Raw genomic sequence first — 26,903 nt, forward strand, 5'->3', positions numbered from 1 at the left:
AGTCAAACACTGAGACAAATTGCGTTGGTTTGTCTCACACCATCACGAATTTTATAGCGCTGTACTCAACGTGGCAATACTACGCCGGTATACTGTGCTAAATCTCACATTGCTGCCTGGAGGACTGCCGCCTACATTCAGCTTGTTAGCTCTTGCATAATTCCGAGCAGTTTACTAAGATTTGGCAGTGCTGTTTCGTAACCCCAACTAACGCTACGCCTTCCTTATCTCACACGAATGAGTTCAACAATGCACACTAACTTGAAATCCCAAAAACCCTATAACGAGCTGAATTCGGAGGCACGAGGCAGATGATCACAACCAGCCTAAGCTCCGATGTTGCAAAAGAGATAGATCGGTTCGAGGAGTCGATCAAGAAGTACCTAGCTGGACACCTCGACGAGGAGGTCTTCCGCCCTATCCGCTTGACCAATGGGATTTACGGAATCAGGCAAGGCAACAATCTTCAGATGGTGCGGGTCAAGATACCTCAGGGCAGGCTAAATCCCACTCAGCTCGAGACATTGGGACACATCGCAGAAGAATACTCCAGAGGCTTCGGTCACGTAACAACAAGACAGAACATTCAGTTCCACTTCGTGAGGCTAGAACGGTGCCCAGACGTCATGCGTCTCGTCAACTCCGTCGGGCTGACCACTCGAGAGGCTTGTGGCGATACCGTGCGAAACATAACAGGATGCCCACTTGCGGGAACTTGCCCGCTTGAGAACGCTGATATATCAGCGTGGGCACGTGCCGCAACCGACTACTTTTTGCGCCACCCTATATCGCAGAGACTGCCCCGCAAGTTCAAAATCTCTTTTTCCGGCTGCGAAAAGGACTGCTCTGCTGGAACTATCAACGACATCGGGGTCATAGCCGTAAAAGACGCTGATGGAAACCTCGCTTTTAGGCTTCTGGTCGGTGGTGGTCTCGGCACAACTCCGTACCCAGCCAAGCTGCTAGAGGAGTACACACCCCCTGAGGATTTGATCCTGACAATGGAAGCGATCCTTAGGATCTTCGATCGCAGAGGAAATAGAGAAAACAAGCTTCGAGCTCGGATGAAGTGGCTCGTCGAACAGATGGGCATAGAGGAATTTCGCAACGCTGTCTTTGACGAGAGAGAAAAGCTTCGCTCGGTAGTGGGAGAGCGCACTCCCTCGGGTATTCCCGACTCGGTGCTGACCGCAAGTCCGGAAACGTTCGGGCAATTGGGTCCCCTGGGAGACTCCCGCGTCTCCGAAAACGGGAGTCGCATCGAAAGATTCGTCAAGCCCACTTTCGAGAACTGGCGGGCATCTAACGTAGTTTCTCAGCGTCAAGATGGAAAGTTCGCCGCATTTGTTTCTCTTCCTATAGGAGACATAACCGCTGAACAGTTCAGAGAATTGGCAGACCTATGCCGGCAGTACGGAGAAGGCGAGGTCCGGGCGACAATCCGTCAGAACTTGGTATTTCGCTACCTTGAAGAGGCCGACCTCAAGCCGTTTTACGAAGAGCTTGAGCGTATAGGGCTTTCCAACATAGAGGGAGAGAGAGCCTCGGACGTGGTGGCTTGCCCTGGAGCCGACACCTGTAATCTCGCCATCACACAGAGTCGGGGGCTTGCCAAAGCAATTCGCCGTGAGCTTCAAGAGTCCGGACTCGCGGACCTCCCCGGCGTCAAGATAAACATCTCCGGCTGCTCGAACTCCTGCGGCCAACATCACATAGCCGACATAGGTCTTATGGGATTCGAAAAGCGTCTGGGAGGCAACTCCGCCCCCGGTGCTCAACTAATGCTCGGAGGAGGGGTGATCGAGGCGGGAGAGGTACGCTTCGGGAAGAGAAGCCTTAAACTGGCGGCAAAACGGGCACCCAAAGTAGTAAGCGCTATCCTGGCTTCCTACGCAGAACAACGGCTCCCTGGGCAGACATTCAAGGAGTGGATGGCCGCCAAGGGCGTGGAAACTATCGAGCGAGAAGTAGAAGAGCTTGGCAAACTCCGCCCCTTCGAAGAAGCTCCCGACGAGTATGTGGACTGGGATGAAGACGTCCAGTTTCAAGTGAAGTTAGGTCGAGGCGAGTGCGCCACCTGAGGAGTGACGCCGCTTAGAACGGCCCTGAGCGACAGTGCAGCCGTCGATCCTTTAGGCAATATGAAGGAGCTACCCTCCAACATGGCCAATCGGAATAGGAGAATCTGGACGCGGTCTTATCTTCGAGGTTGTAGAGACTGTGTTGTTGATCGGAAATTTGAGCGGGGGATGATTCGCGGACCGAATCCCTAGAAGAGTCCTGCAATTGCGGTGCGCATGGTAGGTGTTGTCATAACCTTGAACACCGTTATTTTAGGAGCGGTTGTCTTTCTCCCCTCGATCTATCAGGTCGTCTCCTTGTAGTGGCTGGCAATCCTTGCGATCACAGTGGTTGTAGGAGCGCTCAACGCCGTGGTGTCAGCATTTGTCTGCCACGCTTTCGGGCGCTCATGCTGTTGGTTATGAGCAAAGGACAACAGAGACTCACGAGAGTCACCGCCAACGCGTCCAATGATCTCTGCGACTTTCTGCACCGGGAAAGGAGCAGCTCGAGCACCTGGGGTATGCCAGAGGACAGACACTGAATAGGAGGCTCTGATGGGGGACAAAATTCCTAACAAAGTCGAGGAACTTACCTTAGAGGCCGCTCAGCAAAAGCTCGACGCTGGAGCGCTACTGCTCGATGTCAGGAACAAGGACGAGTGGGATGCAGGACACGCTCCCCAAGCCCGGTATCTGCCTCTGCCTCGCCTGAGAGAGGATCCCGCCGCAGCGCTGGCGGAAATCCGATTTTGGCTAGAGAACCGCTCCCCAGATGCGACTAGCTCCGAAGTTGTAGTAGTTTGTCGATCCGGTCAGCGCTCTCTCAAAGCAGCCGAGATCTTGATCTCTCACGGCATCCCAGCATCTAACCTCGCGGGGGGAATGAAAGCCTGGGCCGAGGCGGGACTTGAGATGGTAGCAGAAGGCAGTGACGAGCCCAAGGTGATCTAGCGGCACCTCTCGCATGCCTGTCAGTCCTACTTAGGTATTTACTTGGGTAGCTCGAAGATGACTCCACGCTGCCGAAAGATTTCGAAGAGGAGACAGATAGGGTGCGGTTCTCATCCAATCCTGCGAGCGAATAGGGTACCTTGACCGCAAAAAACTTTCGGATTGCGAAATCACCACTGTGCGCGTGTCTAAACAGCTGATTCTAATGCCAACGTTTTGTGCACTGTCAATCTTACTAAAAGCTTTTTTCGCAAACTCGTGATGGCTATTTATATCCCTCTGTCGATAATACGAAGCGTAGTTTGTCGAAATAACCTATGCACGTTAGAGCGTCCAAGCCACTGAGACTAAGATCGGAACCCAACTGCCTAGCAAGCGGTGACCCGAAGCCGAACGCCTAGAAAGCTTGTCCCGGCAAGAGCGATACGTCGCGCTGTCCTTTGACGGTCTCGACCAGCCATCGAATGACATAGCCTAAGCGTAAACGTTGCCCTCGTAGCTCAGGGGATAGAGCACCGGTCTCCTAAACCGGGTGTCGGAGGTTCGAGTCCTCCCGGGGGCGCTGAAGACTCGGCATACGCCGAGGTACGCCATTACGGATCTAAGTTCGTTCGACCATTATCCAGATCCGCTGCAAATGGGCATCGGTCCGTACCCAATCCCCGTTCACGGACACGCGAATGAGCGAGGTAATTCTCGCGGACATTCCAAAAACATTTACGCCCGTAGGAGTGTGGGCTTCGGCCGCAACTAGGAACTGAGGTGATCTAGCAACGTCGAAGGCCAACTCGACGTCTCCGTTTGAAGAATTTAGCGGAACGGTAATCATGCGTGTAGAAATGAGATAGCTAGCGGGAGAGAACCAGGAAACGGTCAAAAGCAAAGAGGCCCAGCAAGCCAATGTCTTAGACACTCAAGCGAGTGCTCCGATGTTGGAGATCGCCGATGAAGCAATTACCCAGCTCGGTCATGTCGATGTCGTTGCCCTCAACGCCGGGGTACTCGAGCCCTTTGACATCTACAACTTTGATGCAGGCGTATTCCACCGGCACCTCGATGTACATGTCATGAGCGCGGTTAACTGCGTAGAGGCCGTACTTCCCCAAATGCTCGACCGCAAATCCGGCACTTTGTTGCTCGTCGCTAGCTTGGCTGGTCTCACACCGCTGCCTCAATCTGCACCTTACTGCGCTGCCAAAAGCACTCTGGTGAGCCTCGCCCTTCCCTACGGAGAATGATCCTCTCCCAGGTCGTGGCCCGATTCGTCGCTTCTCCACCTGGAGGCAGAAAGGAAGAAAGGTGAGCCCCTCTAATAACTTCTACAAAAGGGTGTTCAAGAAGGGCAATTGAGCCAGATCGAAAATCAAAGTATGCAGTCGTTATCTGAATTGCTATAGGTCCAAAACCAAAAGGTGTTCGCCGCCCAGGAGGCCATCCTTAGAAATTAGCGATGACGCCAGAGGATTACGGGTCGAGGGGGAGGCAGAGAAGATGAAGCTCGAAGCAGCAGGCGAGTACCGTTACGAGGTAGCCCCTGAGGGTAAAATGCGGGTTCCTGCCGTGATTTTCGCATCTCCCGAACTGATCCCTGACATCGTAAATGACAAATCCATAGAGCAAGCTGCGAATGTAGCAACCCTACCAGGGATCGTACGGGCGTCTTTTGCTATGCCAGACATCCACTGGGGATACGGATTCCCCATAGGCGGAGTAGCTGCCACAGACGTAGAGGCCGGGGGCGTAATCTCTCCCGGAGGTGTCGGCTTTGACATCTCTTGCGGTGTCCGACTGCTGATCTCAGATTACGCGGCCCAAGAAATCTCCGACCAAATGGAGTCTTTGATGGATGAGCTCGCCCGCCGTATACCCAAAGGATTGGGGAAAGGAGGGGTCTGGAGCCTATCGGGAAGGCGGGACCTCATGCGTATTCTTTTGCGGGGATCTGCCCACGCGGTTGAGCAGGGATACGGTGTCCCTCAAGACGTTGAGAACTGTGAGGATCGGGGTTTTCTCGACACCGCTGATCCCGATGCTCTCAGCGAGCGGGCCTACGAGCGTGGATTCCTTCAAGTCGGATCGCTCGGATCGGGAAATCACTTCCTGGAGGTCCAGCGAGTCGATCGGATTTATGACCGTGATTTGGCAGACGCCTTCGGACTGGCCGACGACCAAGTGTGCGTAATGATCCACTGTGGATCTAGAGGACTCGGCCACCAAGTTTGCTCCGACTCGGTAAAAGAGATGCTCAGCGCAATGGCACGCTACGGCATTGAGGTTCCCGACAAACAGCTCGCCTGCGCACCAGTCAAGTCGCCTGAGGGACAGAAGTATCTCGCCGCGATGGCTGCTGCTGCCAACTACGGTAGGGCCAATCGCCAAGCCCTCACTCACGCCACCCGGCAGGCCTTCCAGGCAGCTCTCGGAGATGGTGGCCTGCGGCTTCTGTATGACGTCTCGCACAATCTCGCAAAGATAGAGATACATCTCGTCGACGACCGGGAACTCACACTTTGCGTTCATCGAAAAGGAGCCACGCGATCCCTTCCTCCAAATGATCCAGAGCTTCCCCATGTCTATAAGCGGACGGGACAGCCGGTTCTCGTTCCTGGATCCATGGGGACCGGGTCCTTTGTTTGCGCCGGCCTCCCAGATAACCCCGCATTTAATTCGACATGCCACGGTGCCGGAAGGAGGATGAGCAGGCATCAGGCGACGAAGAAAATCAGAGGGGAGGCGCTAAAAACACAGCTCGAGTCACAAGGTATTCGGGTACGAAGCGAGTCGATGAAAGGTCTCGCTGAAGAGGCCCCGTTTGCATATAAAAATGTTGACGAGGTCGTCGAGGTGTGTGAACGTGCCGGATTGGCAAAGCGGGTGGCACGGTTGGTCCCGATAGGAGTCGTCAAAGGATAGTCGCACTAGCGGGTTTCGAGGACTAGACCGCTGGTCTAATAAATACGGTTGCCTTAGACGTCGATAGTTATCCGGGCTCTCCAGAGACCGTCTGCTTTCTCGAATACGAGGTCCTCGTAGCTTACAGCCTTCGGAACAGCACCCGTCTCCTCTACGGCGTCCAATGGCAAGACATAGAATTTGCCTTCAACTCGGCCCGCTTCGATCCTTTCCACCTCGGTACGGATCGGCACCAATCCTTCGGTTTCGACGACGAACAATACCTCTTCTAGGAGCGCTACTAACGTATCTTCGAGTGTTGCTCTATCGCCCAACTCTATAGCGAAAGGCTGGGCCTCGAGCTCTGGTAATTCAGATCGCGACTGAACGAAACCAGCTACCAGGCCAGTAGCCAATTCAGAGGCACAATCTCTTTCCGTACTGCCCCACGCTTCTAAAATCTCGTCGGCCGTGTGCGGCAAATATCTGTATCCCGCCGTCGGCTCCTTCTCGCTCCTTCTCTGAGTCCTCAAGCACTTATCAGTGACCTACACAGGTCCCCCTGTTGAGATTAGCCATAGTTCTGTCTGGGCAAATCGTCTTGTGCCAACGAGTCCCGTCAAGCTTGGCCCCCTCCCAAGTCACCCCCGTAAGGACACCTCCGATGAAGTTACTACCTGTTAGGTCCGTGTTCGTCAAATTGGAGTTTTCGAGGCGCACGAAATTGAAGTGTGTATAGGTCACAACGGCGTTCTCAAGGGTGATCGCGCGCATGTTGGTAGCCGAGAAGTTGGCATCGTTGATGGTCGTGTTTGCCAAATTGGCACCGCGAAGTACGGTGCCGTCGTGCTTTGTCCGGCTGAGGTTGGAGCCCGAGAAGTCGACGTTCGCGAAGTTTCCCCCAGTCAAGTCGGCCCCGACCAAGTTAGCGTTACGAAGAACTGCCCCCTGCCATCGGGCAAACGTCAAGTTCGCATAGCTCAGATCGACACCGGTGAGATCGGCTCCGCTCAGGTTAGTCCCGGACATCGAAACCCCAGACATGTGAGCTGCCTTCATGTTCGAGTCGACAAAGCGCGTAGCGGTGAGGCTGGCCGCGCTCAGGCGAGCACCTTGCAACGCAGCTCCCGCGAGGTTTGCTGCATCTAGCTTGGTGCCATGAAGTCTGGCGTTGGTGAACACAGCATCTTGTGCGTCGACAAATCTAAGGTCTGCGAGGTCCAAAATCGCATCGACAAACGATGCGCTACGAAGGTTCGAGTTCGTGAACTTCGCTCGTGTGAGATCCGCTCCCGTGAAGTCTGCGCACTGGAGATCTTCGTTGGAAAAGTCGGCACCTGTCATGACTCTACCGGCCCAGCTTTTTGTTACACCCTCGGGGCAGAACTGAAAGTTCGCGGGTGGAAGAGCGCCGGGAGGCACGTTGTTCGTGACCGTGAGCCGCCCATCCTCGTACGGCGCGGCAGGTGCCCTAAGAACGCCTATCGTTGGAGAGGGCGAGGGCTGAGCATCGGGCTGAACCCTCGTTTGGGCAATACTCAAAACCGAGAGTAGCAGTGTTCCGACCGCCGTAGCCACAGCCGAACCCCAAATCAACAACCGCCGTTTCTCTAAAAGCCTCATCGCATTGAACCTCTCCGAACCATCGTACGCCCGGACAATCTTCGGTATCGTCGCAGACGCCAAATCACTTGATCAACAAAACAAGCACTCGCAGTCTACCCGATCCGCTTGCTTTGCTGCTTAGCGTACCATCGCAATCTTCTTCTTGGTGAATGTGCCTCTCCCACGAAAAACAGTCTGTCGCTTTTGAATTGCATACGGTTGAGACTCTAGCACTACGGAGCGGTACTCGAGATTCCGTCAAGAGACAGGGAATAGAAAACTTCTTTCGAATACCGCAAAGGCCCCTTTCGAGCTCTCGAATGTGGCCCTACGAGCCAAGGCTATGACAGCCCACATTTTGTCGGATCTGTTGAACAAAAAGCTCCCTTAGCGACAAGCTCCTCGGAGCTGAGAGAGTAGATAGAGGTGTCGGCCGTGCCCAAGTCGGCCACTATGACTCCTGCCTCTTGGCCGGGTGACCAGAGAAACTCCGCCCTAGAAGATACGTCCACCTGGGATGTCCAGGTAGCTGGGATAGCTGCGCGGTAGCCGAGTTGGCTGTCGTGAACTCGAAAACCAGGTGGCGCGTTTCCCTCCAATCCCCTGCTTAGTCGCGCGGATCTTGTGGACAACACCGCGGCAGCGACGAGAGCGAGCACTACTACTAAACCAATTGCAACACCTATCAAAACAGCTCAGGTTGAAAGCCCACGACCTCGAACCCGGGAAGTTGCGTAGTCGTACTGCAAAAATTGTTCAATGCCGGCCTGCGGCCCACGAAGCGACTCCGCCGAAGCGGGGATCACAGATCTCCCCTCTGAAGCAGCGCCTGTGGCTGGGGAAAGGGCGGACGAATCGGCGCGTGACGTTGTTAGCGCTGAAGGAGCAGATGATTCAGTCTCAGCCACCTGCGAGGCCCCGAAGTTCGGACGTGGCCCAAAAGAAGTGGAATTGTTCCCGAGGGCAGGAGCAGTCCCGAGAGCATACAAGCTTTCCTGCGATCTTGTGTGAGCTGGTGGGACTTGCTCACCTTCGAGCCATGCCCGAAGCTGTGACGCGGAAGGGCGAAGCTCGGGTTCTTTGGCAGTAGCCCGCTCGATTATCGTGCTAAATTCGGGAGAAATTGAAACTGAGGAAAAGTCGAGCGGCTCGGAGATTCTTTGACGGGTAGTACTCCATAACCAGATATAGATCGCTCCCTTCCTCGAGAACGTCGCAGAGAATGACGATCGCAGGGTGCAAGAGGCTCCCCATTTAATGAGCTTCACGCATAAAACGACGAACTGCTTCGTCCGATCCTACGCCTACTTCCGAGAGTTCCAATCGCTTTAGCGCTACGCTGCGCCCCAGCTTCCGGTCGCGTGCCAGGTAGACAGTCCCCATACCCGCCGTCCTATCACGCTTTCGATCTCGTAGCGGTTAGACACAATTTCTGTCATTGGGACCAGTTTGGAAAGCTCGGAAAAAAGCGGATGCGCGTTGCAATTATCGTCCAATGACATTACTGGGCGAGGAAAAAGAGCTTTTCTCTTCGCTAAGAGCGGGTATTCCCGAATCAGATGATAGGCTCACTTGCCCCGAAATACCTTGGTGGGGGCAGCGGATAGGACTATGAGATTGTCGGGCGGAAGCCGGTCTTTGGCCCACTGAACGACCTCTTCTTCTTGAGTGAACAAGACTACTTGAGAGATATTCGGGAACAATGAGTCGTCACTCGCCGCTGAATTCAATATCTCGAGCAGCTCGGAGAGCCTGGCTGAATCCGTGTGCACGGTGGACTCGTCGAAAAACATCGGTATCGAGTCTTTCGTAGCCACCTCATTAGCGACAATGAGGCGGAATAGAAGATATATTTGCTCAGCAGTTCCATAAGAGAGAAGCTCGGCCTCAATTGGCGGACCACTCGACCCATCGGATGTCGGTCGGCGCAGTCTAACCACGGGTGTCTCGTCGTCGAAAAAGACCTCCATATATCTACCGAGGGTGACCTTGGATATTGCTTCGCTGGCGACTTTTTGCAATCTCGGAGCCAACTTGTTGTGAACTCGGTGTCCGGCTTCTCCTAGCAGTTTTGCCGCCATTTCCAGCACAAATGCTTGCTGTTTCAACGTCTTAAGCTCCGCCTCCGCAGCCTCTAGAAGCTCTTCAGCCTCTGCTACGGAGACGAAATCGCTCGCCTCGCTGCCAAACTGAATCTCGAAAGCTTTTTTTTCGGCAGCCAGCTTCCGGGAAACCTCCTCGAGTTCTTCAGCACAAGCGGACATCTCGGACTGGAGCTCTGCCAGCGCTTTGTCCGACGACACGACGAGCTTGGCTCTGGACTCGACGCTCTCTTGAGAGGCACTGGCTGCATCAATAGCTTTGGTCGCGTCATCTGAAGCGGTTCGCACTTCAGCATCGAATTCTTCTAGGGACTTTCCACCTGTTAGTTCCGCGAGCCTACGCTGAGCATCACTACTGGCAGCGAAATCGGATTGCAAAGTTTCCTCTGCTTTGCGAAGCGCTGAGATCAGCTCCTTTGGACTGAAATCCTCAGCCCCTGGCGAAACGCTGCGCTCTCCATACTTTCGCAGCGCTTCTTGCGCAGCGCGCAACGCGTCTTCATATCGCTTCCTTGCCACTAAAGCCGCTTCCAGTTCAACTTTCGTCTGGTACTTCTTGCGAGCTTCGGCGATCTCGCTTAGATAACGACAAACAATCTTGTAGGCTCGATCCAAAGCCGCAAAGGTGCTGCTGTCAGGCAATTCACCACTCGCGTCGAACTCTTCACCAAAAATGTCGGGCTCTTTCAACCCAGCTTTTCGGCACAGCCATACAAGCCGCTGAGCTAGGCTGGAAGCAGCATTTACTAGCCGCTGCCTTGTCGAAACGAGCTGTGCTTCGATGGCTTGGCGACTCTGTACAGCGAATTCATACTGCTGCCAACGCTTGTACAGCTCTTCTAATCCTTCTTTAGTTGCAGGCAGTCCCAGCGATCGAGCTTCTTCCAAGGCTTCAGCTGCTTCCCGCCTAGATCGCTCAAAAGCTTCTTGTTGAACCCCGTAGATCGTCCTGAGCTTATGAAGTTCATTTGAGTTCTTGGCAGACGAGGTCAGAGCTAGGAAGGCCACTGCCAGAACAGCCAAACCTAAAAGCCCTGTAGCAGCCCCAAGTAGCGGAGATTTCATCAGAAATACGATGGAGCCAATGAGCAATCCAACGCCGGCGACAACGCCAACTATGGATAAAGCGCGGGTGGTCAACGCCGTCGCTATCTGTTTCTCCTTTTCATCGATGGCACGCAAGATGCTCTCTTCTAAAGGAAATGGCTCTGCCGAGGCTTTCAACCGTAGCCGTGATAGCTGATCGGGAGTAGCCCGTCCGAGATCGGGTGGCTCGATCTTGTCGACGCCGGCAGCCTGCATGCTTGCTAATGCATCCCTGGTGTGGCGGTACACGCTCTCCAAATCCTTCAGAGATGCGAGCGCTTCGACAGGATCGACTCCAATGTCAGGCGGTGGAGTCACTTCAGCTAGTTCGTCCAAGCGCGAACGAATCTCCTCTTCGCTCATTCCGGTGTGTTCTGCGATATCATCAAGGGCGCGCACCAACTCCCCTCGGGCCTCAGCGAGCTTTCGGGAGGCCTCCACGGCTGTTCCCCAATCAGCTGTTTCAATACCAGGTATCTCCTGTACGAGGCGATGGGCCGCCTGCAATCTTTCGGACAGCGATATCGCTTCGGCACGCTTCAAAACCGCTTCGCAATAGGCTCTTCGAGAGCGCAGATCAGCCTCTTTTTCTTCGAGGCTTTTGATTTTCCGGTCCAGCAAAACTAGTTTTTCGTGCTGAGATTTCGCGCGCTCGTAAGCTTCTTGGGCCTCCTTGAGTTTCTTCCGCGCCACGTTCAGAGGCTTAGAACCATCTCGATCCTCCCTGCCAAGCTGATCGCGGGCCTCGGCTAGCCGGCGAAGAGCATCGGCAATGCTCTCAGAGCTACCCGAGACCGCAGCAGCCCTCGAAATGAATGTCCGGATGGCCTCGGCAGCGCTCCCTTTAGTCGACACGGAATCTCTGCGTGTGATTTCTAAAACTCTTCCCTGAGGAACTATGGCTACGTGTCGGAAGAACACCCGATCGACCCCACAAGCAATCGTCAAATCGGGCATACCGCGCTTGCGGCCTTTGATGAACTGTGCTGTCACATCTTTTCCGTTTGAAAGATCCGTCACGTAACCGGATTTTTTGTGGAGCCTTTGGACAGCCTCGATTCGACGGCCGTCGTCGAGGACGACTACACACGAGACCTTCCACTCCCCTCCATCCCAGGGTTCGTAGCGGTCTTCGAAGTTCCGCTCCGCGCTGGATCGCCGACCAGCTGCAATGCCACACAGCGCGCAATACAGAGCATGCAGCCAGGTACTTTTTCCTGATTCGTTGGGTCCATAAACTACGACTAGCCCAGGCGGAAACGTGAGGCGCTGTTCCCGAAGCGCCCCAAAGGCGTGGACCTGTACCTCCTCGATCCTCATTGCTTCCTATCGTGCACTCTTACTCTGTGAAGGTTGTTGTGTATCCCTACTGGTCTCCGCCACGCAAAAACCGTCATTGCAAAAGGTCATCGCGGCCCTCCAATGCCGCAATACCGACAGATATGACTTTCTGCTTAATAGACTCTTCCAGCTCGGACGAGCGCAGAACGGCTCGCACGAACTCGCCCCTAACTGATACCTCTTCCAAATAGTCAGCGTAATCGGCGCACCGGGTAAGCTGCTCTGTATCAACCACGACTGCAGCAGCCGAGTCAAGCTGGGACGCTATCAAGACATCGAGAGAGTCGAAATCGAAATCTCCTCTGACGCGCCCTACCAGCGAGATCTTGATGTACGAACCATCTACCCTTCCGCCAGTGGTATCGTCCACGCAGCGAATCACTGCGTCGAGTAACTGACTCTTGTCAGAATCCTCTTGGATTTGCACATCGACACTGAGAACTCGTGAAACCGATACATCATGCGGTGCTTGGACCTCCACCTCTCCAGATTGATGGATCTCGGCAAGAACAACCCCTCTTGGGTTGATATCACGATCCTCTCCGAATGTAAGAGGGTCTGGATTGCCTGGGTAGGTGCATAACGGACTTTGAGAAGCCCGGTGATAGTGGCCTGCGAACAAGTGAGCAAGTCCAGCCCTCTCGATGTCAGCTTCCCTAAACGGAGCGTGAGCGAACTTATTCGAATCGTCAGCTCGCTCGTTGCTCAATCGAGACATTTCGGAGCCGTGGAAAAGTCCTATATGAACGCCGCTTGAGGGCACTTTCAATCCTTCAAGGAAATTTTTGTCAGTACGAGACGCTACATGGGCAGCACCCCACACCCAAAGGCCATCCTCTAGCTGGAAGGGCATAGGCTGAGAGGCGTCAAAGATATGGACGTTTTTTCCCCAAGGAGTAAGCGCATAAAGGCTTTCAGGCCCCCACCAATCGTGATTACCGGGCGCGATCACAACTGGCCGGGGGGAAAAGCTCTCAAAAACGCGGGCGAGAAAACGCCCTGTGTCAGCAGAAAATCGCTCCTGCTCGTAGAGGTCTCCTGCCACCAACAAAGCATCGGCGCCTTTCTCGTTGGCCAATGCGACAGCACGCTCGAGAGTCTTTCTGAGGTTCTCTCTCCGCAAGGCAGCAGCTCGCCCAAGTTTCGCGAATCTGGTGTCTAAGTGTATGTCAGCGATTACAGCGACACGCATGGCTCAAGATGTCTCATATCATTTAGGAATGTCTCGTAGGAATGTCTCGCCCGGGAATGGCTAGCCACAAGATCTGCCCCACCTGCGACGCTCTCAACCGCTCTGAAGCGAAGGCGTGTTATGCCTGTGGAGACCCTCTCGAAAGTGAGAAACATGGCGAGGCCATCGCCTCGACACTAACCAATTTATCGTCGCCGCCCTCCGTGAAGATCTGGGAGCGATCTCTTTACTTAGAATCGGCAGGGCTGAGAACGCCCTCAAGGGCAACGGCGTAGCGGCAGAAGAGATAATTGGAGGTTTGGCTACGCTGCAGACCTTACTTCTCTTCGCCAACATGCTCACGAAGCCTCTTGCACTCGATTGAGCTCGCAACGGAGATGGCGCGTCATTTTCATCCCCAGAGACGGTCCCTTCCAGGATCTCAGCAATTCCAGTAGGGTGAGCGAACACGATCTCGATCCGACCCGGTTGCCCAAAAGAAACTCAAGAGGTTTTACGTCAGCATGAATAACTGGCATCCCTCCGCCTTTCCAATCACTGTCCTAGAGGTATGTCCGTTCACTGCATCTCGTTTGTGTCACTACTTCCTCTGTGCCAAAACCGTTTCTTGTACGTATCAGATGCGAGCAAGAGAAGTGAATAACACGTCAACCGGTGACCGAGTCGGTATCGGCTCATCGATCTCTCTGATCGCACGTCGCTCCAGGAGGATCTTAGATCACACTTAGGACAGTGGGACGGCAACTACGGCTCACAGACTGGCGAGATCTCGCTTCAGCCACCTAATGGGGCCAGACGCAGCTAGATCGGGCTATTCTTGAATAGTTGGCTAGAGCAGGTTAAGTGGGGAAATGGCCGCTGAAAAGACTCCTATACAAGCCTACCTCGGCGAAGACTTTGAGCAAATACCTGACACCAGTGACGCCAGAGTGCTGGTGGGGAACGGATATGTAGTCAAGCTCGCGTCTCCGGCCCTCACCGAGCGAGAGAGGCGCGTACTCGAACTGGCAATACAAGGATTTCCTGTGCGCGTGCCGCGGCTGGTCGAGGGAGGGATCTCCTGGGTAATTATGAAAGAGATCCCTCACGCTGTCGAGGAGTGGTCGGATGCCGACTTAGAGCAAGCCCTAACCGAGCTTGCAGCGCTTCACGAAGCTTTTCTCGGTTCCGAAATTCTCGAACAGCCCTGGCTTAGGGATCCACTAGACCGCGACCTCGAGATGCTTCTGGCAGAGGCTCGCACGCCCAGCTCGATTCTCGACAGTGAGTTGCAAGAGCTGGTACGAGACCCATCCGAGATAGTCGAGTTTTTGCGGGCACAGCCAAAAACGCTTCTACATGGAGATCCATTTCCCAGAAACGTTCTAAGAGCACGAAGCAACGTAGACATAGACAGTGTTGCCACATCGGGAAGCAATTCGCATTTAGTATGGATCGACTGGTGCCACGCCTCAGTAGGTCCACCTGCTGGCGACCTCGCGAGCTGGCTTGACCAAACCCCCTGGGCAGTGGACAGGCCCATCGACCGCCTCACTCACATAAATACCTACTTGTCCGCTTGGAAAAACCCACCCGATAGAGATGCTTTTTTGAAGTCACTAGATGCCTCCAGGGTCCTGTGGTTTTTCGCCTACGACCTACCGCGACTACGGGACTTGGCTGACTCCAAGCCCGAGATAGTTGCAAAAATCAATGAGGAGGCCCTCAGAGCCTACGAGGCATTCAGACGGGGTTGAGCGAACTGGAAAAGGTGGAGCTTTCCCCAAAGTTCCTTTCCCATCTGCAACAGAAGCTGGTCGGTCGCGTGTACGACACCGTTGGGACGCGAGCACTGTACGCGAGCGACGCATCTAACTACCGCCACCTTCCCCTAGCAGTTGCAATCCCTGCGTGCGTCGAGGATTTGGTCTCGATAGTTCGGGAGTGCTCGAAGGAAGGAGTGCCTGTGACCGCTCGGGGTGCTGGCACCTCGCTGGCAGGCCAAGCATGCAACGAAACTTTAGTTGTCGACTGCTCGAAGTATTTGGACAGAGTACTCGACGTAGATCCTGACCTGATGGCTGCGACGGTCGAGCCAGGAGTTGCGCTCCAGCTTCTCGACGACTATGCCTCTCAATTTGGTTTGCGCTTCGGACCGGATCCTTCGACAAAAGACGTTGCAACCCTGGGCGGCATGTACTCGAACAATTCTTGCGGGGTACGGTCTGTACGATACGGTCCTACTGCCTTGAATGTGCGAGCGGTGCAGGGGATAACTGCTGAAGGCTTTGAATTCTCCTTGGGTCCCGCTGCGACGAGTTCAGGTCACAACCCCAGCTCTTGCAATCCCGGCCCCGAAGATTTGATCGCATCTAACCCTTACCTAGCCCAAAGCGCTACACTCGCTGCCGAGCTCGCAACGGAGATCTCTGCCAAGTTTCCCGCCATTCCGCGCCGTATCTCTGGCTACAACCTAGATGCATTTTTGCCCGAGGCTCTAGATCCGGTAAGAGGGGTTTGTGGAAGCGAGGGAACTCTCGCTGTCATCACTCAGCTTCAGGTGCGACTAGTCCCCGATCACAAGCACAAATTTCTGGTGGTCCTTCCTTTCTCGAGTATTGAACAGGCTGCTGCTGCCGTTCCAGATCTTCTAAAATTCGACCCTTCGGGACTCGAAGCGATAGATCACGAACTGGTCGAGCGGTGCAAGATTGCGGGCCGGCACATAGAAGTGATTGCGAGACTCCCCGAGGGCGCCGCGTGGCTTTTACTGGAGATAGACGGCCAATCCGAAGATGAGGCACACGAGCGGCTCTCATCTCTGCTGCGACAGATCGAATCCAGACCGGGATCCCAAAGCAAATGCACGCCGGACTTTGTGGTTCTAGAAGGACTCGACGCCGACGCCGTTTGGAGTATCCGCAAGTCTGCTCTGGCTATGGCAACCCTCAATCCCAAAGGGATACGCGAATCTGTGGGATGGGAGGACGCGGCCGTGCCTCCCCAGAAACTCGCTATCTATCTCGAGGCCTTCCGGCAGCTCCAAAGCGAGTACGGACTGTCGGGTGCTATCTTTGGTCACTTCGGAGACGGGTGTGTCCACACGCACTTGTCCTTCGAATTCGAGACTGCCAGCGGACGGGACCGTTTCCACAGATTCATCCATGACGCAGCTCGATTAGTCGTCGAGCATAATGGATCGCTGTCGGGAGAACACGGGGACGGTCAAGCCCGGGCCGCACTCTTAGAAACGATGTTCGGAGCCCGCATTGTCGATGGGTTCCGAAGGCTCAAGACTATCTGGGATCCAGACGGTCTTCTTAATCCTGGGCGCATCGTCCAAGCTCCTTCACCTACCTCAAACCTTCGAAGTGCATTGCCCAAGGTTATAAGCGCACGCAGGAAGGGAATGGCCTTCGCCTCCAATCGAGCCACATTTGCCACGGAGTTCGACCGCTGTGTGGGAGCCGGGCTGTGTGTGCGGAAGCAGGCATGGGGGGGCAACGGGACCATGTGCCCTACGTACATGGCCACTTTAGAAGAGCGCCATTCCACGAGAGGGAGAGCCAGGTTGCTATTTGAGATGGCTATTGGCGCCACCCTAAAGAAAGGATGGGGCGACCAAGAAGTGGCCGAGGCTCTGGAAGCGTGCATAGGGTGCAAGGCATGCAAAGCCGAGTGCCCTGCTGCCGTGGACATCGCAACTTATCGATCGGAGTTCTTCTATCAGAAGTACGGAGCGCTCGGACTGGGCAGAAAGTCCCTCGCTGATCTTGTGTTGGGAACAAGTCCATTGTGGCTTCAGGCTACTAGCATGCCTCTAGTCAGAAGGGGGATAGACTTAGCCGGGAACTCGCCCGCACTGAGGCGAATGCTCGGCATAGCTCGCGACGCTGAATTACCCCGGGTCTCATCTCGTCGACCCTCGATTCCGGAAGCAGTCATTGCCACGAACGTTCCAACCGCACAGGTGATACTTTGGCCCGACTGCTTCACCCAATTCTTCCATCCCGGTGTCTTCGAGTCCGCGTGGAGAGCGCTCTGCGCCTTGGGAATTGAACCCGTCGCTATTCGAAGACGGCGTATGTCGCGATTTCCTCTCTGTTGTGCTCGTCCCTTGATAGAAGCAGGAATGTTGGGGATCGCAAAACGGCTTCTCAAGCGTACTGCCAAAGCTCTTTTCTCTCGACAGTATGGGGGATTGCCAGTGGTATTCCTAGAGCCGTCTTGTCTTTCAGTGTTCCGCTCCGAACTCAAGGAACTACTAGACATTGAGGAGGCGGAACGCCTCTCCGAGCGTGCCTTGTCTTTCTCGGAGGCCGTCTTTGGCCTTAGCAAATCTATCTCGAGACGTGCTAGCTTCGACCGCGGTCGAACCACAGACACGGGGCCTGGTGGCCAGCAGACAGAAGGCCTCGGTCCGTCCGGGAGCGCTCGCAAATCAGCTTCGGTGTTCATGCACTGCCACCAACGAGCGCTGTGGGGTGGTGGAATCGATGCGAAGGTCCTAGATGCAATCGGAATCGAGGCCGAGCTTGTACCCGCTGGATGCTGCGGAATGGCAGGAAAATTCGGTCTCTCGAGAAAAACGCGCGGCTTGTCCATGTCTATTTTCGAACACCAGACCAGGCCAGCGCTGGACCTCACGCCCCTCGACAGGCCGGTCATAGCCGATGGGTTCAGCTGTAGAACAAGGCTCTCCTCATCCCAATCCCGACCGGTCATGCATCTGGCCGAATATCTGTATATGGCCGTTTCAGGTCAGTCAGCAATTGATCCCCATTGAGCGAAGCCGTGGTACCTTCACATCGCGGGCGACGTGGCGTTCCCGAAGAAATCGTCCGATACGTGGGCGAAGACGCCGAAATAGTCCTATCGACTGACGATCTTACGGTATTGACAGGCTCCGGCTACTGCGCCCATTACGGTCTTCCAGAAGTGATAGCAAGGGAGCGCGCAGTCCTACTGCGAGAGTTCGACGGGAATCCACTAGTGCTGCCTCAAGTAATCGACTGGGACATTACCTGGATTATCACCGAGAACCTCGAGGTGACATCGGAGTGGAGCGACGAAGAAGTGTTCGAAGCAGTGCGAGAGCTTGCACGCTTTCACGATACCTTCGAAGATTCACCTCATCTGGTTAGCCCCATCTTGAGACGACCGTTTGGCAGAGACTTACCGGAGCTGCTTGCCCCAGCACGCGCATCTGGGTGGCAACTTCCCTCTCCTCTCGACGAGATTCTCCTCGACCCTTCCCCACTTATCAAAGCGCTTGAAGAAATGCCCTTTACCATCTTGCACGGGGATCCCTGGCCTGCGAATGTAGCAAAACGGGGTTCGGAGTTCGTGTGGTTGAACTGGTGGCAAACTTCGCTAGGTCCGGGGGTAGCCGACTTTGCTGCCTGGCTCGACCAAACTCCCTTTCAGTTAGGAAGGACGGTGGACAGACTTGGCCAAATAGAAGCTTACCTTGAGGCCCGAGGCGAGCCACTGGACAGAAAGACATTCTCACGGGGCCTCGACGCAGCAAGGATCTTCTGGTTTTTAGCTTACGACGTCCCCCAATTGAGGGCACTGGCCCAGGAGAGACCCGACCTCGCAGAAACAATGAACATCGAGGCCCACAGGGCTTGGCAAGCCTTTGAGAAAAGCTCCAGGGAGTGAACCTAGGAAGGAAGCGGCTCTCGGAAACCAAGGGATGCTCGAGTTGCTATCACACGATGCGGTAGGTCTGCACCGCGTGCGCCACGACCTTACCTTCCTCATCTGTCGCCGTAATCTCAGTGAAAATCAACTCTTTGCCACGTTTCACGGTCCGAGCGTGGCACAAAAGGTCCGACCGCTTCGCAGCTCCTATGAATTGGATAGAAAGACTCACCGTGGAGGCTCTTATTCCCTTCTCAAAATCATGGTTAGACCAAGCTGCAGCAGCCCCTGCGGTATCTATGGCAGAGGCTATGACTCCTCCGTGATACACGGATCCATCATTAGTTAGCTCGTGCCTAAAAGGCAGTCTCATCACGACATCGTCCGGTTCGTATTTTTCGAACCCCATACCCAACAATCCTATGAATGGCGTCTTTGGCATGACCTCGCGCACTGCCTGTCGTCTGGCGTGCTGCTCCTCGTCACTCAGGCTCTTACGCGAGACCCCCCCGATGTTGTCTGCGTCTCCTCCCATCCGACCCCCTAACTACTACGATCTCCCAAAGCGCACTGGCTGGTGTGCAAGAGCGCACAATGCCATATATTACCGAGTGGTAGCATACGGTATCACCAGATCAAGTGAGGGGATGCACCACGATGGCCACAGAACCATCTTCTTTGGGTGATCTAGCGAGGGGCGGCACGGTATCGCCCGCCACAGCGGAGAGCGTTGCGCTTTCGGTCTTCAATCCCTTCGATCCCAACTTTAGAAAGGATCCTTACAAGCGATACAACGCATTGCGGGAGTCGATGCCGGTACTTCAGACTCCTCTTGGTGCGACGCTTTTCTCTCGCTACGACGACTGCGTGGCGATTCTCAAAGATCATCACCGCTTCAGCTCGGATTTTCGGCACTCCCGGGCATTTCAAGACATGCTCGAACAAATGCAACGCGCCGGTACCGAACTCGACCCCACCCTAACTGACGCTCGACCTTTCATTTTTTTAGACCCTCCAGAGCACACGCGCTTGAGGGGTTTGGTACAAAAAGCCTTCACGCCCAAAGTTGTGGAGTCCCTCAGTCCGAGGGTCGAGGAGATTGCTCAGGAAATTCTTGACAAAGTCGTTGACAGAGGTGAAGGACGAATGGACGGGGTGGAGGATTTTGCTTATCCTCTGCCCGTCAGGGTCATATGCGAGATGCTCGGCGTGCCTCCCGAAGACAATGCCTTGTTCAAAAACTGGTCCAAAATCCTAGCCCGCAGCATAGACCCAGACTTTTTCACGATCCGAAACAACAGGTTCGATCCACCAGAAGAGGTGGTCGTAGCGAGAGCCTCTTTTGCGGTCTATTTCTCTAACTTGATTGAGGAACGCTCGAATGACTTAGGGGACGACCTTCTTTCCGGACTGATTCTCGCCGAGCACGAGGGCCAGAAACTTACCAGGGCTGAGCTCATATCTACTGCAATCCTGCTGCTTGTAGCAGGACATGAGACGACTGTGAGCCTGATATCTAAGGGAATCCTCCAGCTTCTTCGCCACCCCGACCAACTAGAAATCTTCAAATCCGATCCGACAATCGCCAAGAGCGCTGTAGAAGAGATCCTGCGTTTCGACCCGCCGGTGCACCTAACTGGCAGAGTAGCCGTCGAAGACACGGAGCTGGGTGGCGTGACCATTGAAAAAGGGCAGTCAGCTATAGCTCTTATCGCGGGAGCCCATCGAGATCCCGAACACTTCGAGAATCCCGACGTATTTGACATCAGGCGAGGCGCTTCTAACCACATAGCCTTCGGTTTCGGAATACACCACTGCCTCGGGGCACCCCTCGCCAGATTGGAGAGTAGAATTGCATTGACCACGCTGTTCCAGCGGTTCCCCACGTTGGCTCTAGATGGCGAGCCTGTCTTCAAAGACAACTTCGTTCTCCACGGGCTCGAGCATTTACCTCTGAGATGGGATGATTGATTTCTCCACCCGAAGGGGATTCAAGCGAGTGGTCGTAGGATTGCACAAGTACTTTCACAGCCCAGGCGAGAGAACATAAATACAGGAAAATTGGCAAGAGTCGAAGGACGAGAAAGGGAAGAGAGGATCAATGGGCAACAAGGTGTACGTGGTAGGCGTGGGGATGACCAAATTCGAAAAGCCCCAGTCAAAACAGTGGGACTACCCTGACATGGCAAAGGAGGCTGCTACCAAGGCCTTGGAGGACGCCGGCATAGAGTTTACCAGCGTAGAACAAGCAACGGTTGGATACGTCTACGGGGAGACTACGTCGGGCCAGCGTGCCGTGTACCAGTTAGGTATGACCGGAATTCCGGTCTATAACGTCAACAACGCCTGCTCCACGGGATCCACTGCGCTTTTCATGGCCAAACAACTCGTGGAGGGAGGAGTTGCAGACTGCGTTCTGGCCCTCGGCTTCGAGAAAATGGAGAAAGGATCGCTGGCACCGAAATTCTCCGATCGCACCAATCCAATGGACAAGCATTTCAGTCAAATGATCAAGCTGCGCGGCTTCTCTAACGCTCCAGGTGCGCCCCAGATATTCGGCAACGCAGGCAGAGAGCATCAAGAAAAGTACGGCACTACTAAAGAACAGTTCGCCAAAGTCGCCGAGAAGAACCACCGTCACTCCGCCAACAATCCCTACTCGCAGTTCCAAGACGTCTACACTCTTGAGGAGATTTTGGAATCGCCGGTGGTCTACGATCCTTTGACCAAACTTCAGTGCTGCCCGACTTCGGATGGCGCAGCGGCTGCGATCCTAGCCAGCGAGCGCTTTGTGCGAGAGAAGAACCTGTGGGACAAGGCCGTCGAGATAGTGGCCCAGTCGATGAAGACCGACTTCCCTTCGACCTTTGAAGACAAAAGTTGCATAAAACTTGTTGGATTCGATCTCTCGAGAAGAGCGGCACAAGAAGTCTATGAACAGTCCGGCTACGGGCCTGAAGACATAGACGTTATCGAACTTCACGACTGCTTTTCCACTAACGAACTGATCACCTACGAAGCTTTGGGCCTTTGCGAGGTTGGAAAGGGCGGGGAGCTGATCGACTCTGGAGCCGTCACATATGGCGGAAAGTGGGTCGTGAACCCATCTGGGGGACTGATCTCTAAAGGACATCCACTAGGTGCGACAGGGCTAGCTCAATGCGCCGAGCTCAACTGGCAGCTGCGCGGCGAGGCAGGCTCCCGCCAAATAAAAGATGCCAAGCTTGCACTCCAACACAATCTCGGGCTTGGGGGAGCGGCAGTCGTCACAATGTACAAAAAGGCCCAGCCACCGGCCCAAAGCTAATCTGGACATGATCGTTGGACGTGACACCGGTAGTACTCCCCTCCGATTTCTCGAAAGAGACGATTAGTTGTCCGACAAGGCACCTATAAAAATCGGGGTTTTTCCCCCTTCTCAGGTTGTGACCGGCCCTCAGCAGGTGTTGGCGGAGTACCTGCGTGCTGTAGAGGATGCGGGACTCGACTACGTCTGCTGCGGAGACCACATCAGTTTTTACATCGGATTCGGGAGCGACGGGCTTCTTACGGCTGCTGCCTACGCGGCTATGACCAACTCTCTTCCGGTATCAATCGGGATATATCTACTGGTACTTCGGCACCCAGTAGCCGTGGCCCGCCAGATCGCAACGTTCGAGTCACTTTTTCCCGGCCGCCTCATATTCGGAGTTGGTATCGGAGGAGAGGACCCTCATGAAGTCGAAATCTGCGGCGTCGAGCCCAAAACCCGGGGGCGCAGAATGAATGAGTGCCTGCAAATTCTTCACGGACTCCTTGAGGGAACCCCCTTCTCGTTCGAGGGCGAGTTTTTTCGAATAAAAGACGCTCTTATTTTGCCGGCACCGAAGACAAAACCTCCGATCCTAATCGGAGGCCGCTCGGATGCGGCGCTTCGACGCGCTGCCCTCTATGGCGACGGGTGGCTTCCTATTTGGGTATCGGCCCGCCGCTTCAAAGAAGCGACGGGCCAGATAGCAGAAGTTGCTGAACGGAACGGGCGTAGAGCTGATTCGTTCACTCATGGACTACAGGTGTGGTGCGCTACCGGTCGAGACAGGTCGGATGCCAGAAATCGACTAGCGGCAGCAATGGAATCTCTTTATCAGATTCCATTCGAACGGTTCGAGAAGTGGAGCCCTTATGGCTCCACCCAGGAGATTGCCGAAGCCCTAAGTCCATATATAGATGTCGGGTGCAAATACATCAATCTCACGTTGCAGGCGCCCGATCCCCACTCTCAAATAGAAACGGCAGCCGCAATTCGCGAGTATTTGATAAACCGGTAGGCAGTGAGTGTCGCGTCAAAAGTGGCGGTATGTCAATGAAAACAAATGCTGAAGTAGTAGTCGTCGGAGCCGGCTTAGCAGGCCTTTCAGCTGCATGGATTTTAGCTAACTCAGGAGTCGAAGTCGTCGTCCTGGAAGCCAGAGAGAGGCCCGGCGGACGAGTCTTGACGTCTAGGGTAGAGAGCACCTGGATTGACGAAGGCGGGCAGTGGCTCGGCGCGGGACATGTAAGGGCTTACAATCTCGTATCTGAGTTAGGTTTGAGTACTTTCCCCACTTTCGAAACAGGTGACTCGATAGCGATTCTCAATGGTCGCCGCATCCGTTTCTCCGGGCAGCTTCCCAAGCTCAATCCCCTTGCAACAGCCGATCTCGCACAGGGAATCCTCCGGTTCGAGCGGCTCGTTCGGGGGGTGAGTTCGGAGGCTCCATGGAACCATCCGCGTGCCAAAGATCTAGATGCCAAAACATTACAGAGCTGGATGGATCGCACTCTGGTTTCTACCACTGCTAAAAGGTTGTTCGGGCTGTTGAGCGCTGCGGTGTACGCGGCGGACCCCGCAGAGATATCTCTCCTCTTTGCGCTCTTCTATACAAAGGCTGGGCGCAGCTTCCAAACGCTACTAGGAACGTCAGGCGGTGCTCAACAAGACCGCGTTATCGGAGGCACTATGCAGCTTGCCGAGGGTCTAGCTCGGCGCCTAGGCGACGCCGTGCGCTTTGGCAGGCCAGTCAAAAGCATCTCGCAGCGCAACGGTAAAGTCGAAATCGCAGCAGGCAAGGCAACTGTGCTGTGTAAGAGAGCCATAGTCGCCGTTCCCCCTGTCCTGGCTTGGCGAATCGACTATGATCCTCCACTATCGCCTGCCAAGGACCGTCTCCTCCGTTCTTTGCTTCCAGGGTATGCAATAAAGGCGCATGCGGTGTATTCCGAACCCTTCTGGCGCAGCGAAGGCCTGTGCGGACAGGCAGGATGTCCAGACCTTCCGATCACGTTCACGTTCGACAACTCCCCGCCGGACGGCAGTGCGGGAGTGCTCGTGGGGTTCGCAGAGGGAGCGCACGCCTTAGAGCTGTCTCGTCTAGAGGATGCAGACCGGCGGAAAATAGTACTCGACTGTTTCAGACAGTACTTCGGCCCTCAAGCTTTGGAACCCAGCCACTACGCCGAGCGTGACTGGAGTAGAGAAACCTGGACTAGGGGGTGCTACGCAGCTCACGCCCCTACAGGAATACTTTCGACTTGCGGTGCGGAACTGCGATCGCCCCACGGAGCAGTACACTTCGCGGGATCCGAAACTGCGACGAGCTGGACAGGGTACATGGAGGGAGCGCTCGAGTCGGGTGAGCGGGTCGCTCGGGAGGTAATGCGTTCGATTGGCGTCGCAACAGATTAGAGGGTCGTGGGACGAAGCTTTCTCCCCCTTGGTGTCGAAGCTTCAAAGCCAGCTAGAAGCTGGACAGCACATGGGGGGTGCTTTGGCCGTATGGAAAGAGGGTAGCCCCGTAGTCGACGTTCACTTTGGGGAGCGCAACCCGCAAGGCGATCCGTGGGAGGCAGACACCATGGTTGTTGCCTTCTCCACGACCAAGGGAATGGCAAGTCTAGCCTTGCACATGCTCGCCGACGCCGGGGAGATCGAGTACGACTCCCCAGTAGCTCGTTACTGGCCCACCTTCGCTAAGGCCGGTAAGGAGGGGATAACCGTACGTCACATTCTCACCCACGAAGCTGGTCTCCACCGCATACGCGATTATGTCGACGATCCTGCCACGATCATGGACTGGAATCGGATGATCTCCATCATCGAGTCCATGGAGCCCGCTTATCCACCAGGGACAGCTAACGGATATCACGCCACGAGCTTCGGTTGGCTCGTGGGCGAACTGATTCGCAGGGTGTCCGGCACCGACATCTGCAGTTTTGTGCGGAAAGAGATCGCAGAGCCTTTGGGACTCGACGGATTCTACATTGGCATGCCAATATCCGAGGCAGACCGCGTCGCCAAGCTCTCGCTGGAAGCCACTACGACGCCTCAGATTCCTATGGCCATGCGCCCCCCTGTAGTGACCCAGGATGCTGACAGCCTTTCAAATAACCGGGATCACGGCAATTCGGGTGAGCAAGCAGCCTCGGGGACGGGACTGAGACAATTCCCGATCGCACCCAACCCATTAATCGAGGGCGCCAAGGCCTTGGCACCTGGCTTAGAGCGAATCGTAGCCAACGACACCGAGGTACTGACGGTGCCGCTCCCGGCAGCAAACGGAGTTTTTACGGCTCGATCGCTGGCAAAGGCGTACTCAGCAATAGCCGACACAACTGACGGGCCGCAGGGGCCCAAAGCGCCGCTACTCTCCCCTCGCACGAGAGAAAAAGTCCGTGCAATCTACAACTCGAGGCCAGATCTGGTCATCGGTATCCCCATGATGTGGAGACTTGGCTACCACTCAGTGTTCACAGGAACAGGAGTTATACCAAACGCCATTGGTCACTTCGGCTTCGGAGGATCCGGAGCCTTTTTGGATCTCGACACCCACCTCTCTGCCGCACTCCTGGTGAATAAGATCTCGCTCTCGTTCACTGCCCATTTGCGATTCGTCGAACTGGCCGGTGTTGCGCTACAGTGCGCCACTAAATGAAAAGTTCGAGAAGCACATCACGTCGAGGAATTGCTGCGATTCTAGTCGTCGCCGTAACAGTTGGAGCATGTACCAACACGACGAGCCAGGCCCGCAAGGCTATCTGTGAAAATCCAGCTCCTATCGGTACTCCCGAGGGCGAGCTGACCGACTTGGCTCCGACACAGAGCGGTCCCATCGGCGCGCCGTCTATCAAACCCACTCCAGTAGAAGGGAGTGGCGCCCCGTTTCTCTACTACTCGTCGAACGAATCGGGTCAGTTTCAGATCTACAAAGTACGAGCCACACTCGCCAAAACCGACTCAGCGAGTGTGGCCGATTCCAAACTACAACTCACGGATTCCGGCCGAGATCAGGGGTCGTCAAATGTCACCCCTTATGCGAGCTCGCTCGGGTACATCACGTTCAGCTCCAACCGTACGGGCAACTACGAGATCTTCGTTATGCGAGCAGATGGATCCGGGCAGACACGCCTCACCAATACCCCGGGCAACGAGCTAGGGCCAGTTCTATCTCCCGACGGACGTGCAGTAGCTTTTTCATCCGATTGCTATGGCAATGAGGACATATTTGTCGCCTCAACGAACGGACAATCAATCAAGAGAATCACGGCTTCGCCGGCAAACGAAACCGCCCCAGATTGGTCCCCCGACGGAAGCACGATAGCTTTTAGAAGCGATACAGATGGGCTGGAGGCCATTTATCTGGCCAACTCCGACGGCCAGAATCCCCGCAGGCTTACCAACAACGACTATCCCGAGTCAGCTCCAGCCTTTTCTCCTGATGGAACATCGATTGCTTTTCAGGCAAAGAAGGGCAAGTACTGGCAGATACACATCTTGCGATTCGATAGCGGAGAAGAGAGCGTTGTGTCTGACGGAAAAGGCAATGACTTCCGGCCTCGTTGGTCCCTCGATGGATCCAAACTGTACTTCGTCTCCGATCGCGATGGACACGACGCTATCTATGTGATGAACGCAGATGGATCGGCAGTGACCTTACTCGCCGGAGACTCCTATGAGGCGCGAAATCCCTCCGAAGCCTTGGCCTAGGAGGGCGAAGAAAGAACCGCCAACTCGGGATCTCTTTTTGACAT

At 54.9% G+C, this 26,903-nt stretch carries 22 protein-coding genes, 1 tRNA gene and 1 pseudogene; 14 read left to right on the forward strand and 10 right to left on the reverse strand.

What is annotated here, in order from left to right; all coding sequences use genetic code 11:
- Positions 1-311 precede the first annotated feature (311 nt).
- Complete coding sequence (locus C4318_03555; protein MER3454218.1) at positions 312-2,081, forward strand: ferredoxin--nitrite reductase; 1,770 nt, start codon at positions 312-314, stop codon at positions 2,079-2,081.
- 284 nt (positions 2,082-2,365) lie between these two features.
- Here C4318_03555 and C4318_03560 read toward each other — a convergent pair whose 3' ends face one another.
- Positions 2,366-2,554 carry a hypothetical protein gene (locus C4318_03560; GenBank protein ID MER3454219.1) on the reverse strand — a complete coding sequence of 63 codons (189 nt, stop codon included), beginning with the start codon at positions 2,552-2,554 and terminating at the stop codon, positions 2,366-2,368.
- A 64-nt stretch (positions 2,555-2,618) separates the two neighbouring features.
- On the opposite strand from C4318_03560, the gene C4318_03565 reads away from it, so the two are divergent.
- The gene (locus C4318_03565) at positions 2,619-3,014 is read left to right on the forward strand and encodes a hypothetical protein (protein ID MER3454220.1); all 396 of its coding nucleotides are present in this window, start codon (positions 2,619-2,621) and stop codon (positions 3,012-3,014) included.
- A gap of 489 nt (positions 3,015-3,503) precedes the next feature.
- Positions 3,504-3,576, forward strand: a tRNA-Arg gene (locus C4318_03570).
- 39 nt (positions 3,577-3,615) lie between these two features.
- Here the strand turns inward: C4318_03570 and C4318_03575 are convergent.
- Complete coding sequence (locus tag C4318_03575) at positions 3,616-3,927, reverse strand: hypothetical protein (protein ID MER3454221.1); 312 nt, start codon at positions 3,925-3,927, stop codon at positions 3,616-3,618.
- Between the two features lie 16 nt (positions 3,928-3,943).
- Between C4318_03575 and C4318_03580 the strand changes: the two genes are divergently transcribed.
- Positions 3,944-4,252 carry a hypothetical protein gene (locus C4318_03580; GenBank protein ID MER3454222.1) on the forward strand — a complete coding sequence of 103 codons (309 nt, stop codon included), beginning with the start codon at positions 3,944-3,946 and terminating at the stop codon, positions 4,250-4,252.
- A 253-nt stretch (positions 4,253-4,505) separates the two neighbouring features.
- Positions 4,506-5,927 carry an RNA-splicing ligase RtcB gene (locus C4318_03585; protein MER3454223.1) on the forward strand — a complete coding sequence of 474 codons (1,422 nt, stop codon included), beginning with the start codon at positions 4,506-4,508 and terminating at the stop codon, positions 5,925-5,927.
- A 53-nt stretch (positions 5,928-5,980) separates the two neighbouring features.
- On the opposite strand, the gene C4318_03590 is transcribed toward C4318_03585, so the two are convergent.
- From C4318_03590 to C4318_03620, 7 genes and pseudogenes are all read right to left on the reverse strand, one after another.
- On the reverse strand, positions 5,981-6,439 hold the full coding sequence (locus C4318_03590) for an archease (protein MER3454224.1): 459 nt from the start codon (positions 6,437-6,439) through the stop codon (positions 5,981-5,983).
- 7 nt (positions 6,440-6,446) lie between these two features.
- The gene (locus C4318_03595) at positions 6,447-7,529 is read right to left on the reverse strand and encodes a hypothetical protein (protein MER3454225.1); all 1,083 of its coding nucleotides are present in this window, start codon (positions 7,527-7,529) and stop codon (positions 6,447-6,449) included.
- A gap of 323 nt (positions 7,530-7,852) precedes the next feature.
- Positions 7,853-8,200 (reverse strand): hypothetical protein, encoded by a 348-nt coding sequence (locus C4318_03600; GenBank protein ID MER3454226.1) that lies wholly within the window; start codon positions 8,198-8,200, stop codon positions 7,853-7,855.
- 6 nt (positions 8,201-8,206) lie between these two features.
- On the reverse strand, positions 8,207-8,779 hold the full coding sequence (locus C4318_03605; GenBank protein MER3454227.1) for a hypothetical protein: 573 nt from the start codon (positions 8,777-8,779) through the stop codon (positions 8,207-8,209).
- Positions 8,780-9,079: 300 nt separating this feature from the next.
- Entirely contained in the window at positions 9,080-12,019 is a 2,940-nt protein-coding gene (locus tag C4318_03610) for a hypothetical protein (GenBank protein MER3454228.1), read from the reverse strand.
- A 73-nt stretch (positions 12,020-12,092) separates the two neighbouring features.
- Complete coding sequence (locus C4318_03615; protein ID MER3454229.1) at positions 12,093-13,232, reverse strand: metallophosphoesterase; 1,140 nt, start codon at positions 13,230-13,232, stop codon at positions 12,093-12,095.
- 393 nt (positions 13,233-13,625) lie between these two features.
- Positions 13,626-13,703 (reverse strand): annotated as a pseudogene (locus tag C4318_03620) (fatty acid-binding-like protein).
- A 380-nt stretch (positions 13,704-14,083) separates the two neighbouring features.
- On the opposite strand from C4318_03620, the gene C4318_03625 reads away from it, so the two are divergent.
- The 3 genes from C4318_03625 (at position 14,084) to C4318_03635 (ending at position 18,875) form a co-directional block, all read left to right on the forward strand.
- On the forward strand, positions 14,084-14,968 hold the full coding sequence (locus C4318_03625) for a hypothetical protein (protein MER3454230.1): 885 nt from the start codon (positions 14,084-14,086) through the stop codon (positions 14,966-14,968).
- The gene (locus tag C4318_03630; protein ID MER3454231.1) at positions 14,965-17,997 is read left to right on the forward strand and encodes an FAD-binding oxidoreductase; all 3,033 of its coding nucleotides are present in this window, start codon (positions 14,965-14,967) and stop codon (positions 17,995-17,997) included. The genes C4318_03625 and C4318_03630 overlap by 4 nt, the downstream gene beginning before the upstream one ends.
- 62 nt (positions 17,998-18,059) lie before the next feature.
- Positions 18,060-18,875: a hypothetical protein gene (locus C4318_03635; protein MER3454232.1), complete on the forward strand. Its 816-nt coding sequence runs from the start codon at positions 18,060-18,062 to the stop codon at positions 18,873-18,875.
- A 49-nt stretch (positions 18,876-18,924) separates the two neighbouring features.
- Here C4318_03635 and C4318_03640 read toward each other — a convergent pair whose 3' ends face one another.
- Positions 18,925-19,392: a thioesterase gene (locus C4318_03640; GenBank protein MER3454233.1), complete on the reverse strand. Its 468-nt coding sequence runs from the start codon at positions 19,390-19,392 to the stop codon at positions 18,925-18,927.
- Between the two features lie 122 nt (positions 19,393-19,514).
- Here C4318_03640 and C4318_03645 point away from each other — a divergent pair, with 122 nt between their 5' ends.
- The 6 genes from C4318_03645 (at position 19,515) to C4318_03670 (ending at position 26,859) form a co-directional block, all read left to right on the forward strand.
- Complete coding sequence (locus tag C4318_03645; protein MER3454234.1) at positions 19,515-20,828, forward strand: cytochrome P450; 1,314 nt, start codon at positions 19,515-19,517, stop codon at positions 20,826-20,828.
- A 130-nt stretch (positions 20,829-20,958) separates the two neighbouring features.
- Entirely contained in the window at positions 20,959-22,164 is a 1,206-nt protein-coding gene (locus C4318_03650) for a lipid-transfer protein (GenBank protein ID MER3454235.1), read from the forward strand.
- A 67-nt stretch (positions 22,165-22,231) separates the two neighbouring features.
- Positions 22,232-23,164 (forward strand): LLM class flavin-dependent oxidoreductase, encoded by a 933-nt coding sequence (locus C4318_03655; protein ID MER3454236.1) that lies wholly within the window; start codon positions 22,232-22,234, stop codon positions 23,162-23,164.
- Positions 23,165-23,193: 29 nt separating this feature from the next.
- Complete coding sequence (locus C4318_03660) at positions 23,194-24,561, forward strand: oxidoreductase (protein MER3454237.1); 1,368 nt, start codon at positions 23,194-23,196, stop codon at positions 24,559-24,561.
- Positions 24,542-25,807, forward strand: a complete 1,266-nt coding sequence (locus C4318_03665) for an esterase (GenBank protein MER3454238.1) — start codon at positions 24,542-24,544, stop codon at positions 25,805-25,807. Before C4318_03660 ends, C4318_03665 begins: the two co-directional genes overlap by 20 nt.
- Positions 25,804-26,859 carry a hypothetical protein gene (locus C4318_03670; protein ID MER3454239.1) on the forward strand — a complete coding sequence of 352 codons (1,056 nt, stop codon included), beginning with the start codon at positions 25,804-25,806 and terminating at the stop codon, positions 26,857-26,859. The genes C4318_03665 and C4318_03670 overlap by 4 nt, the downstream gene beginning before the upstream one ends.
- The last annotated feature ends 44 nt before the right edge of the window (positions 26,860-26,903 follow it).

It is taken from the genome of Acidimicrobiia bacterium, assembly GCA_040289475.1.
Taxonomy (GTDB): domain Bacteria; phylum Actinomycetota; class Acidimicrobiia; order ATN3; family PSLF01; genus PSLF01.

Coding starts and splice junctions, on each gene's coding strand:
- C4318_03555 (MER3454218.1), top strand. CDS start 312: ATGATCACAACCAGCCTAAGCTCCGATGTTGCAAAAGAGATAGATCGG.
- C4318_03565 (MER3454220.1), top strand. CDS start 2,619: ATGGGGGACAAAATTCCTAACAAAGTCGAGGAACTTACCTTAGAGGCC.
- C4318_03580 (MER3454222.1), top strand. CDS start 3,944: ATGTTGGAGATCGCCGATGAAGCAATTACCCAGCTCGGTCATGTCGAT.
- C4318_03585 (MER3454223.1), top strand. CDS start 4,506: ATGAAGCTCGAAGCAGCAGGCGAGTACCGTTACGAGGTAGCCCCTGAG.
- C4318_03595 (MER3454225.1), bottom strand. CDS start 7,529: ATGAGGCTTTTAGAGAAACGGCGGTTGTTGATTTGGGGTTCGGCTGTG.
- C4318_03610 (MER3454228.1), bottom strand. CDS start 12,019: ATGAGGATCGAGGAGGTACAGGTCCACGCCTTTGGGGCGCTTCGGGAA.
- C4318_03615 (MER3454229.1), bottom strand. CDS start 13,232: ATGCGTGTCGCTGTAATCGCTGACATACACTTAGACACCAGATTCGCG.
- C4318_03625 (MER3454230.1), top strand. CDS start 14,084: ATGGCCGCTGAAAAGACTCCTATACAAGCCTACCTCGGCGAAGACTTT.
- C4318_03640 (MER3454233.1), bottom strand. CDS start 19,392: ATGGGAGGAGACGCAGACAACATCGGGGGGGTCTCGCGTAAGAGCCTG.
- C4318_03645 (MER3454234.1), top strand. CDS start 19,515: ATGGCCACAGAACCATCTTCTTTGGGTGATCTAGCGAGGGGCGGCACG.
- C4318_03650 (MER3454235.1), top strand. CDS start 20,959: ATGGGCAACAAGGTGTACGTGGTAGGCGTGGGGATGACCAAATTCGAA.
- C4318_03660 (MER3454237.1), top strand. CDS start 23,194: ATGTCAATGAAAACAAATGCTGAAGTAGTAGTCGTCGGAGCCGGCTTA.
- C4318_03670 (MER3454239.1), top strand. CDS start 25,804: ATGAAAAGTTCGAGAAGCACATCACGTCGAGGAATTGCTGCGATTCTA.